The sequence below is a fragment of the Paenibacillus thiaminolyticus genome (assembly GCF_003591545.1).
In the GTDB taxonomy this organism is placed as follows: domain Bacteria; phylum Bacillota; class Bacilli; order Paenibacillales; family Paenibacillaceae; genus Paenibacillus_B; species Paenibacillus_B thiaminolyticus_A.
Window position 1 is genome coordinate 17,978 of sequence record NZ_QYZD01000006.1, and the last position, 12,857, is coordinate 30,834.

Here is a 12,857-nt window from a genome sequence, read left to right on the forward strand (position 1 = left end):
CAATTCGCTAATGATGTCAGAGCAAGCCGGATTTTTTACCAAAATCTTGTTGTCCGTGGAACATGCCGCATTGCTTGGCTTGATCCGGGCAGCTTTTTGTTATAATACGATGACTTTCGCTTTATTGATGTCCGAATGGGCTTTCAGCTCCGCGAGGACATCCTGCGGCACCGACTTGTCCACGGACAGCACCATAATCGCGTCTCCGCCGGCGATTTTGCGTCCGACCTGCATCGTGGCGATGTTCACGCCGTTGTTCCCGAGCAGGGAGCCGACCAGTCCGATGACGCCCGGCTTGTCATGATGCGAGATTAGAAGGAGATAGCCTTCCGGCACCAAATCCACCGTATATTTGTCGATCTGGACGATCCGTTCTCCGTATCCGTTCAACAGCGTGCCGGCTACGAGCCGTTCTTCGGTGCTGGTGCGCAGCTTGACCGTCAGCAGATTCGTAAATCCTTTGGCGATATGGGATTTCTCAACCAAAATATGGATGTCGCGGACCTTGGCGAGATGCATCGAATTGACCTCGTTCACATCGGAGCCAAGATGGCGGGACAGCACGCCTTTGACGATGTGGCGCGTAATCGGCTGGGTATCCACCTCGGCCAGATCGCCGCAATAATTGACGACAATCTCCAGGACAGGGCTTTTGGCCATTTGACCGGCGAATTGCCCCAACTTCTCGGCGAGCTTGAAGTAAGGCTGGATCTTCTTTAGCACGCTTGGCGCGACCGGCGGCATATTCACCGCATTTTTGAACGGTTCGTTCCGCAAAATATGCAATAACTGCTCCGAGACGTCTACGGCCACGTTCTCTTGCGCCTCGACCGTCGATGCGCCCAGGTGAGGGGTGACAATGATTTTCGGATGACTCAAGAACGGATGATCCGCAGCCGGCGGTTCTGCCTCGAAGACGTCGAAGGCCGCGCCGGCTACGATGCCCTCGTCAATCGCTTCAATAAGTGCCCGTTCATCGATAATGCCGCCGCGGGCGCAGTTGATGATGCGCATCCCCCGCTTCATCACCTCGAACTGCGGACGGGAAATCATATGGCGTGTCTCGTCGGTCAGCGGAGTATGGACCGTGATGAAATCGGCCGCGCGGATCATCTCGTCTACCGTGCCAAGCTTGACGCCGATCTTCTCCGCCCGCTCGTCCGTCATGAACGGATCGTAGCCGATGACTTCCATGCCGAACGCCTTGGCGCGCTTCGCGACCTCGCTCCCGATTCGGCCCATGCCGAGCACGCCGAGCGTCTTGTTCATCAATTCGACGCCAAGGAATGATTTGCGGTCCCATACGCCGCTAATCGTCTTCACGTACGCTTGCGGAATATGGCGCGACAAGGCCATCATCATGGCGAACGCATGCTCACAGGTCGTAATCGTGTTGCCGTCCGGCGCATTGATAACGATGATTCCCCGCTTCGTCGCGGCTTCCAGATCGATGTTGTCGACGCCGACACCGGCGCGTCCGATAACCTTGAGCTGCTTGGCGACTTCCATGATGCGCGCCGTTACCCGCGTCTGGCTGCGAACGAGCAGGGCATCGACATCGCCGATGATGTCGATCAGCTCGTCTTCCGACAATCCAGTCTTCTTCAGGACCGTTACATCCTGTGCGTCGACCAGCTGCTGGATGCCGAAATCGCTGATTGGATCCGATACGAGTACTTTAAACATGGATATCTCCTCCCAATATCTACATCATAAGTTATCTATAAAAAAACTCCCGTCCGCATACTACGACCGTAGTAAGGGACGAGAGTCTTCTTCCGTGGTGCCACCCTTATTCGCCCGGCGCTTGCACGCCAGACCTTAATCATCTCGGGAGCGAGATGCCGAGCGGTAACGGGCTCTAGCCGGTCGGACCTACGCACTTGCCGTCTGCAAGCTTCAGCACAACAACTCCGGAACGCTGGAACAGAATGGTCCGCCGCCGATTCCCACCACCCATCGGCTCTCTGGAGGCCTTCGCATCTGTTCTTTTCCTTCACCGTATTACATCATGAAATTGTACTTACTGTATCACGCTTACTGATCGGTGTCAATAGGGTGAAAAACGGCATAATATAGCGAAAACAGAAGTGAAAGCGGTTATTTGGATGCGTTGTATCGTGCAATGCTCTGTTCGTACAGATTTTCAGCGAATTCGGCATCCTTCCAGCCTTCGATGGTCGTTTTCTTGTTCTCCAAATCTTTATAGACTTGAAAGAAGTGCGAGATTTCGTGCAAAAGATGCGGCTGTACGTCGTGCAGGGACTTCACTTCATTCCAGCGCGGATCCTTCGTTGGGACGGCAAGGAGCTTCTCGTCGCGGCCTTTGTCGTCCGACATGACGAGCACTCCGATGACGCGGGACTCGATGACGCAGCCCGGGAAAGTCGGGAAGGTGGTAAGAACGAGAATGTCAAGCGGATCTCCGTCCTCTGCCAGCGTATTGTTCAAATACCCGTATTCAGTTGGATAATGCATCGGGGAGTAGAGAACGCGATCGAGAATGAATCGGCCTTTTTCCTTGTCATACTCATATTTGTTTTGGCTTCCAGCCGGAATTTCGATGAAAGCCTCTACGACTAAATTGGACATACCGACTTGCCTCCTTCATACATGTTCGTTTTTCCTGAACCGGGACAGAATGTCAATCATTGCTAACTTTACCTATTGTAGAGGAAGCGTCGAGCCGATTGCAATGGCTGAGGTTGTATCGAAGTCATTTTTTCTGATATGATTCATCTGTCGGTTCGTCGCAACTTTAGTTGCATCTTCGTGTATATATCGGTAAGGCAGGGATTAAATGAAACAGAAATGGAATCAATTTAAAGAACGGCAGGTTCGTGTTCACGAACTCGACGATCGCCTTCTGCTTCTTAACCTGTATCTGACGCAAGGCTTGACCCTATTGGCGGGATTGATATGGATATGGCTGCAGGGCAGAAATCCGTTCGCCCTGCTGGTACTGCCGGAAGGATGGCAGTGGCTGTGGTGGAGCGCCGGATTGGCCGTCGCTGTCGTGCTCATCGATATTGCCGTATCGCAATTCGTACCGGAGGACATGACAGACGACGGAGGCATGAACGAGAAGCTGTTCGGCAAGCGGCCGGTGTGGCATATAGTCGTCATGTGTCTTATTGTGGGCATATGTGAAGAACTGCTGTTCCGGGGGGCGGTACAGCATGCTTTTGGCCCGTACTGGACCAGTATTTTATTCGCCGCGATCCATGTCCGCTATTTGCGCCATTGGCTGCCGACACTAATGGTATTTCTAATCAGCTATGCGCTTGGAACCGTCTACGAATGGACGGGAACATTGTGGGCACCTATTGCGGCTCACTTTTTCATTGATTTGATTATGGGACTTATTTTACGCTTTCGGAGGGAACTATGAGCGAGAAGCGGCCTGACCCGTCATTCCGCGGGTTCACACGCAGATCTGCGGCCCCCGACATGGAAGACAGTCCGGCGCTTACTGCGCTGCGTCGGCTGCGGGAAGATTCGGTGCCCGAGGCTTCCGCATCCGGCAAGGAGGCGGCCGGGTCCCATCCAGACACCACGCCAACAGCAACGAAGCATCTGGGAGACGAACCGGGGGATCATGCGGGGGCTCTCCTTGATGAGGAAGAGGATGAAGATCGTTATTTGCCATCCCGCAAAGAATTGTATCCTTCCAACTACGCAAAAATTACGCAATGGTTTTATAATATATTGTTTTTGCTGTTTATCGGGCTTTTAATCGCGCTCTTCTTGTGGGGGCGGCATAAGATGGCGTTGGAGGGATAATTCGCCATGATTGTTGTTATCGGTCTTGTTGTACTGGGCTTCTGTGCCGTTACGGGCTACATGTTGCGGGAAGCGAGCGGATGTAACATTGTAGAAGAGGAAGTGTCGTTAATGCGGCTGCCGTCATCTTTCGACGGCACCCGCTTGTTTTTTATTTCCGATATTCATCGGCGGACCATTACCGAGCGGGAGCTGGCGGCTTTGCTGAAGCATGACAAGGCGGATCTCGTCATTCTTGGCGGCGATATGACGGAAGCCGGCGTTCCGCTGGAACGGTCCAGACATAACATACGGATGCTGTCGCGTCTTGGTCCGGTCGTTGCCGTTCATGGCAATCATGATTACGAGTCCGATATCCGCAGGCTTGACGATATGCTGAGGGAATTGGGCGTGAAGCTGCTGGACAATGAAGCCATCCGGCTGGAGCGGGACGGAACGGGGATATGGCTGGTCGGCTGGGATGACTTCAGCACGGGAAGAACGAACGCCAGGCTCAGTATGCTTGACGTCCGGGAGCAGCCGGGGTTCACCATCGTCGTTACTCATGATCCGCTCTCCCTTCGTCGAGAGAATATGGAGGGCATCGATCTGGTCTTGTCCGGACATACTCATGGGGGACAAATTTGCTTGCCCGGGCTCGGACCTATCCGGACCGGGAAGTTTTACCGCCAATTCTTGGCAGGGTGGTATGCGTTCGCCGGCAAGGACGGACACCGCACACGGTTGTTCATCAGCAGGGGATATGGGACCTCGCATGCCCCTGTTCGCCTGTGCAGCCCGCCGGAGGTTCATTTCATTACGCTTCGGGCACCTTAATAAGCAAAGGACGGATTTCGCGGTATCGGCGATGGCCTATCCCATTGTTTCCTGAATTTATTGCGCATGGTTCAGGTGGGCGGCGACCACACTAACAACTGAATCCTAATAATCGAGGAGGGAACAGCAGTGAATATCAGGGCATTCTTTACCGGTACGGCTCTCGGGGTCATCGCCGGCATGTATATGGCCGATCGCCGATCGCTTGCGAACCTGCAGTCCAAGCTTCAGTTGGCTGGAGACGTGATGCAGGACGTGATGGGCAAAGCGAAAAACAAAATGATGGACTCTGCTATGATGTCCAATCTGTCTGACATGGGCAGCGCCATGTCCAAAGCGGCCGGCCAATCGAATGCGAACGAGTTCAGCCTGGACAAAGTTAAGCAGCTGATCGATCGCGATCCGGAAGTCAAGCGCAAGGTTGACGCGATTCTGAGCGAGAACGGACTGGCTCCGCTGCCTTCATCCATGAATTCGGCTGCTTCCACAAGCGCCCAAAACGCCTTGAAGACTTCGGCACAGCCGTTCGAGTCCAAATCGGACATGCAGCAACAAGCCCGCCACTAATGAAATAGCAAGGGCTGCACGATCATGCAGCCGATTCGGCCGTCTTGATCGAGCAACCGGCAACAAAAGCCGTCGAGCGTTCATCGACGGCTTTTTTGGGTATTTCCAGTACATACCTAAGAAGATGCGAACAGGCTATTTTATGTAGTGCAAAACATTTGAATTAATGATAACATGAGTTTACAAGGAACCATTTTCAGCACATATTATATGTTGCTTCATAATCTGTTATAACCGAAGTTGCAAAGGAGGGTCCTGTCCATGAAAATCGAACGTCTGAGTCAAGACAAAATCCGTGTTTTTCTTACGTTCGACGATTTGTCGGAGCGCGGGATCCAACGCGAAGATCTGTGGCGCGAGATGACGAAGCTGCAGGAGTTGTTCGCGGAAATGATGGACCAGGCTTACACTGAACTCGGATTCGACGCGACGGGACCGCTTGCCGTAGAAGTGTTCGCAATGCCTGCCCAAGGCATGGTCGTCATTGTAACCCGGACCCGCTGGGATGGCTCGGGGCATCATGCGAGCGGCGCGGATGAAGACGAGCTGGATGATGTGTATGAAATGGAAGTGACGCTGGAAGAGAGCGACACCATCGTTTTCGCTTTCCGCGATTTTGAGCATTTCATCGAGGCGGCCCATACGGTGAATACCAATTTCTCCGTCTCTGGGGCGCTATACCAATATAATCATCAGTGGATATTTTATGCGGAACCGGCGGATCTCGACTCTCACCGTCTGCAAGGTCTGGTCTCCATTCTTGCAGAGTATGGGGAGGCCGCATCCGTAACGGCCGCGGTTCTGGAGGAGTACGGAACCTGCATTCTCCCGGAGAATGCGATTTCCGTCATTTGCAGTCATTTCCCTCCTCGGCACGCCTAAATGGTTTCTGTTGATTAACAGGGAGCGCCCGCTTCGGAACGGAGCGAGTCCCCTGTTTTCATTTGTCATCATATGTCAGTCAGTATATTCAAGCTTGCTCTCATTGGACACATCAATGTCCAGACACCCGGGTTCAATGAGTATCTCTACTATAAACCTATGAGGTGAATAATGATGACCGCTAATGATCACAACTCCCTACTTGCTTCCACTCAGCTCGTAATTGAACAGGCATTGCAGCGTCTGGGTTATGGACAAGATATGGTGGACCTGATGAAGGAGCCGCTTCGCATGCTGACGGTGCGGATACCGGTGCGCATGGATGATGGCAAAGTTCAGGTGTTCACCGGCTTCCGCGCCCAGCATAACGATGCAGTCGGTCCAACTAAGGGAGGCGTGCGATTTCATCCGGGTGTGACAGAAGAAGAGGTCAAAGCCCTGTCCATTTGGATGAGCTTGAAATGCGGAATTGCAGACTTGCCGTACGGCGGCGGCAAAGGCGGAATTGTGTGCGACCCGCGCCGGATGTCGTTCGGCGAACTGGAGCGGTTGAGCCGCGGATATGTTCGCGCGATTAGCCAGATGGTCGGTCCGAATAAGGACATTCCGGCGCCGGACGTCATGACGAACTCGCAAGTGATGGCATGGATGGTCGATGAGTACAGCCATATTCGGGAGTTCGACTCCCCGGGCTTCATTACAGGCAAGCCGATCGTGCTTGGAGGATCGAAGGGGCGCGAGACTGCCACAGCGCAGGGCGTCGTCATGATGATCTTCGAAGCGCTCAAGGTGCGCGGCATTGCGCTCAAGGATGCGCGCGTCATCGTGCAGGGCTTCGGGAACGCCGGCAGCTATCTGTCCAAGTTCATGCATGAAGCGGGAGCGAAGGTGGTCGGCATCTCCGACGTCAACGGTGCGCTTTACGATCCGGAAGGGCTCGACATTCCGGATTTGATAGATCGCCGGGATTCATTCGGAACCGTCACCAATCTGTTCAAGAATACGATTACGAACGAAGAATTGCTCGTGCAGCCTTGTGATATTCTCGTTCCGGCAGCGATTGAGAATCAGATTACCGAGGACAATGCCCATCAGATTCAGGCAAGCATTATCGTCGAAGCGGCCAACGGACCGACGACGATTGAAGCGACCAAGATTGTCACGGAACGGGGCATCCTGCTCGTGCCGGACGTGTTGGCCAGCGCCGGCGGCGTCATCGTCTCTTATTTCGAATGGGTTCAGAACAACCAAGGCTACTATTGGAGTGAGGAAGAAGTTATGCAGAAGCTGCAACAGCTGATGACGCAGGGCTTCAACAAAGTATACGAGACGCATCAGATGAAGCAAGTGGACATGCGGCTGGCCGCTTATATGGTCGGCGTGCGCAAGACAGCTGAAGCGGCGCGCTACCGGGGGTGGGTGTAAGTGTGGGCATAGTACCGGCTATCACAGCGATAGCCGCCAGCACTCCAGATACGGCCGTGCAGACGATGGAATCAACGACGCCGATACTGCCTTTGCTGACGGCCGCGATAGCCCCCGGCATTGCGCTGTTGGTGTACTTCTATCTGAAGGACCGCTATGATTATGAACCGATTCATATGGTCGTGCGTTTGTTCCTGCTCGGATTTTTGATCGTCTTCCCGATTATGATTGTGCAGAACGGGTTGGTGAAGTGGTGGGGAGACAATCCGCTTGTAGCCTCCTTTGCCATTTCGGCTGGGGTGGAAGAGGCGGTCAAATGGTTCGTACTGTATCATATGATCTATAATCATATTGAGTTCGACGAGCATTATGACGGAATTTTGTATGCCGTTGCAGTGTCTCTAGGCTTTGCCACCATCGAGAACGTTCTGTATGCTTGGATTAATCATTCTTCCTTCTCGCATTTGCTCCTGCGGGCGCTGCTGCCGGTATCGGGGCATGCGATGTTCGGCGTGATGATGGGCTACTATATGGGCAAGGCGAAGTTCACCAAGGACAATGGCGGACGGACCAGGCGATTCCTGGCCTATTCCCTGCTAATCCCTCTTTTCTGGCATGGCATTTATGATCTGATATTGTTGACGGTAACACGTTACTGGATATGGTTTGTCGTACCGCTGATGATTTTTCTGTGGTATTACGGCATGGGCAAGGTGCGCCGGGCGAATGCCCGCTCGCCTCTGCATCTGGTGAAGCGGGAGGAAGAGATTAATATGTGAACCGGCAGGCAATACTGGCACATAGGAAGCGAGGGCGATCCTTGCTGTTTCCTCTCCGAAGCGGGGTATTCACAGCGACGTTGTGAGCACCTCTTACAGATAATGGAGGAGTGAGCGTGTGCGGGTAAAAGTAACCATTCGCTGCAACCGGTGCGGCGAGAAGTTCGTGCTGCGCGGCAAGCGGGAAAAAGGCCGTGTGGAAACGGGCTTCAAGCAATGTCTATGCGACAACCGCGATAATTTTGAAGTCGAAGAAGAACCGATTTGATGGCAAAATTGTCTGAATGAAGAGCGTAACATAGGAAACGATGCATAAACCTTCCGCTGTTCCAGCAAACTATGGACAAATCGATGTACAAGTTGCTGTGAAGGGAGACGTTTGTACCATGTATAAACGATTTAGTGCCGTTATGTTTCCGATCGTTACGCTCTTTTTCATTGGAGCGATCGTGTGGGGCTATCAAGAGCATCAAGAGAAGAATTCAATATTGATTAAGGCGGAGAACCAATATCAACGGGCATTCCATGATTTGACGTACCATGTTGACAGGCTGCACAGCGAACTGGGACGCACTCTCGCGGTCAACTCAACATCGCAGGCCATGCACCGCAAAGGGCTCGCCAATGTATGGCGGATTACGAGCCAGGCGCAGAATGAGATTAACCAGCTGCCGCTGACCATGCTACCGTTCAACAAGACGGAGGATTTTCTGTCCCGGATCTCCAATTTCGCTTACCGCACCTCGATTCGCGATCTGACCAAAAAGCCGCTGTCGGATGACGAAGTGAAAACGCTGAAGACACTGTATAAGAATGCGGGCGATATTTCAAAAGATTTGCAGAAGGTTCAGCATAAGGTCCTCGCCGACAATTTGCGTTGGATGGATGTAGAGACCGCAATGGCATCAGAGCAAACGTCGCTGGACAATAAAATTATCGACGGCTTCAAATCGGTAGACAAAAAAGTCGCCGAGTATCCGGAGCTGAATTGGGGGCCAACCATCGCCAACATGTATACGAAGCGTTCCGTCAAGATGCTGAAGGGTCAGCCGCTAAGTGTACAGCAAATCCGGCAGAAGGCGGAACAATTTTTGGGTAAAAAGAATTACAAGAAGATTGAAGTCAGAGAGAACGGTAAAGGAACGGAGCATGAATCCTACACGGCGTTCGCCGATTATGGCAATGACGGGAAGGGAACCGTAACGATTGATTTCACGAAGCAAGGCATGCTGATGGCGTATATGGACGCCCGCGAGATTAAAGAGAAACGAGTTTCGATGAAGCAGGCCACCCAATCCGCGAAGCAGTTTTTGAAGAAGCACGAATATCCCGACATGGAGGCCGTCAAATACAATGAATTAAACCGGGTCGGCAGCTTCACCTTCGTCCCCGTCGTGAACGGCGTCTACATCTATCCGCAGCAAGTCGGCGTTCGCGTCGCGCTTGACAACGGGGAAGTGACCGGGCTCCAGGCGACGGATTATGTATATGAGCATAAGGAGCGGACCAGCGGCAAGCCGAAGCTCACGAAGCAGGAAGCGCAGAAGATGCTGCACCCGGAAATGGAGGTTCAGTTCGATCGGCTGTCCCTGATTAAGAATGATGAAGGGGAAGAAGTGCTGTGCTATGAATTCGGCGGCAAGATCAACGGCAACACGTACCGTATCTATATTAATGCCGAAAATGGGCAAGAAGAGCATATCGAAGATATGACTATCGTACACGAATAACATTTGCGCCGTAGAAGCGCCGGAGGAGCGTCTATCCTGGAGACGGGAGGATGCTTGCCGGCGCTTTGTGCTGTTGGACCACAGAATCCCGTGGTATAATTGCCCACAGGGGGGAGCTTATGTTACCGAAAGTCAATGATATGCTGTATATGCAGCTGGAGCGTTCTCCGGAGGAGGCGACCTATAAAGCAAGGGTGACCGAATTGGATGACCAGCGCATCTGGATGGAGGTTCCGCTCTGCCAAGAGACCGGCCGATTCGGATTGTTCGCCATCGGGGAAGAGCTAGATGTCTTCTACTCCCGGAACGACGGGATCAAATGGCATTTCCGTTCCCGGGTCGAGGGCAAGCGCAACGAGGAGATTCGCATGCTGTCTATCCGCAAGCCGAACCCTGACGATATGACGAAAAGGCAGCGCCGCAACTATTTGCGGGTGCAGGCTCAGCTGGAGACGGCGATATCGACGCTGGACGGCGTTCAATTTTTGGCGTGCACGGAGGATGTCAGCGGCGGCGGGATCTCGCTTACGGCCGCGCCGAAATGGGGCCTTCGCGAAGGACAGCTGATGCAATGCTGGCTTGCGGTTCCGTTCCGGAACGGAACGATCGAGCATATTCCGTTCAGCGGGGAAATCGTACGGGTTCGCCCATTTCATGAGGAGCGGAATCGGATCATGATGAAGTTCGGGCAGATCGCCGAATTAGACCAGCAGAAGCTGATCCGGTTCTGCTTCGAACGTCAAATTGACGCCAGAAAATGAGTCTTGTCTCCGAATGCATCATACATACGGGGGGCCAAAAAAGTAGTTTCACTACAGTGAGACAGCCCCCCCCTTGATTCTCAAAGCTCGACTCACCGAAAACTGCAAAACTGCACTTTTCCTTTATGAAGTGAACTTCGTTACAGGGAATCCTGCAAAACGGCATCAATTTCTGACTATCCGATCGATAAAAGACAAAAATCGATGAACATCATGTACTTTTGCAGGAATTTCATCAAATAGCGGCTTAAAGAGCAAAAATTGCTGCATCCACGCAGCATTTCACGGCTTCATCCATCTTCAAACGGTTTGCGTGCCGCCGTTTTTCCCGCACCCACGTTCTCTGTTGAGTCGTCACCTCAATCATTTTGCAATGCTTATGAGACACTCCCGCGCTAAATCAACAGTGCATAATCTGATGGAAGGGCAGCCATAATATTCCTCAAAGCCAAGGAGGAAGTGGAAGCCGGTGCGGGATCGGGAAGAGGCAATGATGGATTGGTGGGAACTGATTTTCAGGTGGATGGTCCGCATTGGTCTGGCCTTCGCCGCGGCGTTGCTTGTGGTGCAGCTGCTGCTTACGCACGGCGGGATACGAAGCTTGCTCTGCAAGGTGGAGAGGCTGGAAGGCGTGCCGTACCCGGCGGCCGGAGCCACGAAGAAGCCGTGATGCCGATTCGGGAACGAGCGGATCCGCTCATTGCCTGTTTTGCATACCTACATGAAGTGTGGTATAATTTTGACGTCGCAGGCAACGCCTGCTTTTTTAGTGATATCTCTACACACGGTGATTGTTCCAGGAAGGAGTCAGACTCGTTGACATTACAGTCAAACGCTCCTGCGCTTCGTTTGAATATCGCTATCGACGGGCCCGCAGGAGCAGGGAAGAGCACAGTCGCCCGCCTCGTCGCCCGCGAATTGGGTTATACGTATATTGATACCGGTGCCATGTACCGGGCGGTAGCGTTACATATGTTGCGATTGGGAATTGATCCGGAGGATGCGGATGCTATTCATGAAGCGATGAAGGATGTCGCGATTGAACTGATCCCGCTGGATTCCAGGCAAGCCGTTCTGTTGAACGGAACCGACGTTACGGACGAGATCCGGACGCAGGAGATTAGCCGGCTCGCTTCCTCGTATGCCCGGTCATCCGCCGTTAGGGAGAGGCTTGTCCACCTCCAGCGCGGCATGGCGGCCCGCAAGGGAGTCGTCATGGATGGCCGCGATATTGGCACGCATGTTCTTCCCGATGCCGAACAGAAGTGGTTCGTTACCGCGTCCGTAGAAGAGCGCGCGCGCCGGCGCTACGCCGAATCGAGCAGCGTTGACGGCGCGACCGTAGAGCAGTTCATGCGGGAGATTGCGGCTCGCGACAAGCAGGACGAGACGAGGGACGTATCTCCGCTACGGCAGGCGGAAGATGCCGTTCTGCTCGATACGACGCGAATGACGATAGATGAGGTCGTTGGTGTCATCGTGGATCAGGCCAAATTATTATGCAGAGATGGGGAACGGTAATCAATTATGTTTTATACGATGATTAGGGCGCTGCTTCGCCTGATTTACCGCCTCCTTTTCCGGTTGGAGGCATCTGGGAGAGAACATGTGCCGAAGGATGGCGGCGTTGTCCTCTGCTCCAATCATATCAGCCTGCTGGATCCTCCGGCGATAGGCATCTTGCTCAAGCGGCGCATCCGCTTCATGGCGAAGGCCGAGCTGTTCAACATCCCGGTATTCGGAGCGGCCATCAAGGCGCTAGGCGCATTTCCCGTCAAGCGGGGCGGCGTCGGCAAAGAAACGATCCGCACGGCGTTTCAATTGCTTCAGGACGGGGATATTATGGGCATATTCCCTGAAGGCACGCGCAATACGGACCAATCGGCCGCTGCGAAGAAGGGAGCGGCGATGATTGCGCTCCGCAGCGGCGCGGCTGTCGTTCCGGTGGCGATTATCGGCAACTATAAGCTGTTCCGCAAGACCCGGATCGTCTATGGTCCGCCCATCGATATGTCGGATCTGCTGGAGCAGAAGGGAAGCGACGTTCTGGAGCGGGCAACCGAGCGCATCATGGACCATATCTACCGGCTGAAGCGGGAAGGTTGACGATTCCG

15 protein-coding genes are annotated in these 12,857 nt (G+C 53.4%); 13 read left to right on the forward strand and 2 right to left on the reverse strand.

Annotation, left to right across the window (positions count from 1 at the left end; translation table 11 throughout):
* Nucleotides 1-99 precede the first annotated feature (99 nt).
* Both serA and DQX05_RS09035 read right to left on the reverse strand, forming a co-directional pair.
* Nucleotides 100-1,686 carry a phosphoglycerate dehydrogenase gene (gene serA / locus DQX05_RS09030; protein WP_119792839.1) on the reverse strand — a complete coding sequence of 529 codons (1,587 nt, stop codon included), beginning with the start codon at nt 1,684-1,686 and terminating at the stop codon, nt 100-102.
* 414 nt (nt 1,687-2,100) lie between these two features.
* Nucleotides 2,101-2,592: an inorganic diphosphatase gene (locus tag DQX05_RS09035; protein ID WP_119792841.1), complete on the reverse strand. Its 492-nt coding sequence runs from the start codon at nt 2,590-2,592 to the stop codon at nt 2,101-2,103.
* Between the two features lie 208 nt (nt 2,593-2,800).
* Here DQX05_RS09035 and DQX05_RS09040 point away from each other — a divergent pair, with 208 nt between their 5' ends.
* The 13 genes from DQX05_RS09040 to DQX05_RS09095 all read left to right on the forward strand — a co-directional run bounded on the left by DQX05_RS09040 (nt 2,801) and on the right by DQX05_RS09095 (nt 12,849).
* Nucleotides 2,801-3,391 carry a CPBP family intramembrane glutamic endopeptidase gene (locus tag DQX05_RS09040; RefSeq protein WP_119792843.1) on the forward strand — a complete coding sequence of 197 codons (591 nt, stop codon included), beginning with the start codon at nt 2,801-2,803 and terminating at the stop codon, nt 3,389-3,391.
* Complete coding sequence (locus tag DQX05_RS09045) at nt 3,388-3,783, forward strand: hypothetical protein (protein ID WP_119792844.1); 396 nt, start codon at nt 3,388-3,390, stop codon at nt 3,781-3,783. The genes DQX05_RS09040 and DQX05_RS09045 overlap by 4 nt, the downstream gene beginning before the upstream one ends.
* Before the next feature lie 6 nt (nt 3,784-3,789).
* Complete coding sequence (locus tag DQX05_RS09050) at nt 3,790-4,599, forward strand: metallophosphoesterase (protein ID WP_119792846.1); 810 nt, start codon at nt 3,790-3,792, stop codon at nt 4,597-4,599.
* Nucleotides 4,600-4,728: 129 nt separating this feature from the next.
* Entirely contained in the window at nt 4,729-5,166 is a 438-nt protein-coding gene (locus tag DQX05_RS09055; protein ID WP_259391875.1) for a DNA-directed RNA polymerase, read from the forward strand.
* A gap of 261 nt (nt 5,167-5,427) precedes the next feature.
* On the forward strand, nt 5,428-6,048 hold the full coding sequence (locus DQX05_RS09060) for a genetic competence negative regulator (RefSeq protein WP_119792848.1): 621 nt from the start codon (nt 5,428-5,430) through the stop codon (nt 6,046-6,048).
* A 174-nt stretch (nt 6,049-6,222) separates the two neighbouring features.
* Nucleotides 6,223-7,473 carry a Glu/Leu/Phe/Val family dehydrogenase gene (locus tag DQX05_RS09065; protein WP_119793170.1) on the forward strand — a complete coding sequence of 417 codons (1,251 nt, stop codon included), beginning with the start codon at nt 6,223-6,225 and terminating at the stop codon, nt 7,471-7,473.
* Nucleotides 7,474-7,538: 65 nt separating this feature from the next.
* Nucleotides 7,539-8,252 carry a glutamic-type intramembrane protease PrsW gene (gene prsW, locus DQX05_RS09070; protein ID WP_119793172.1) on the forward strand — a complete coding sequence of 238 codons (714 nt, stop codon included), beginning with the start codon at nt 7,539-7,541 and terminating at the stop codon, nt 8,250-8,252.
* Nucleotides 8,253-8,370: 118 nt separating this feature from the next.
* Nucleotides 8,371-8,520, forward strand: coding sequence for a hypothetical protein (locus DQX05_RS30635; protein ID WP_006285250.1), 150 nt, complete (start codon nt 8,371-8,373; stop codon nt 8,518-8,520).
* A 118-nt stretch (nt 8,521-8,638) separates the two neighbouring features.
* A complete protein-coding gene (ypeB, locus tag DQX05_RS09075; protein WP_119792850.1) occupies nt 8,639-9,982 on the forward strand; it encodes a germination protein YpeB in 1,344 nt (447 codons plus the stop codon).
* Between the two features lie 119 nt (nt 9,983-10,101).
* Nucleotides 10,102-10,743 (forward strand): flagellar brake protein, encoded by a 642-nt coding sequence (locus tag DQX05_RS09080; protein ID WP_119792852.1) that lies wholly within the window; start codon nt 10,102-10,104, stop codon nt 10,741-10,743.
* Between the two features lie 469 nt (nt 10,744-11,212).
* Nucleotides 11,213-11,413, forward strand: a complete 201-nt coding sequence (locus DQX05_RS09085) for a diadenosine tetraphosphatase (protein ID WP_119792854.1) — start codon at nt 11,213-11,215, stop codon at nt 11,411-11,413.
* Between the two features lie 146 nt (nt 11,414-11,559).
* Nucleotides 11,560-12,264 (forward strand): (d)CMP kinase, encoded by a 705-nt coding sequence (gene cmk / locus DQX05_RS09090; RefSeq protein WP_119792855.1) that lies wholly within the window; start codon nt 11,560-11,562, stop codon nt 12,262-12,264.
* A gap of 6 nt (nt 12,265-12,270) precedes the next feature.
* Complete coding sequence (locus DQX05_RS09095; RefSeq protein ID WP_087441955.1) at nt 12,271-12,849, forward strand: lysophospholipid acyltransferase family protein; 579 nt, start codon at nt 12,271-12,273, stop codon at nt 12,847-12,849.
* Nucleotides 12,850-12,857: the final 8 nt, after the last annotated feature.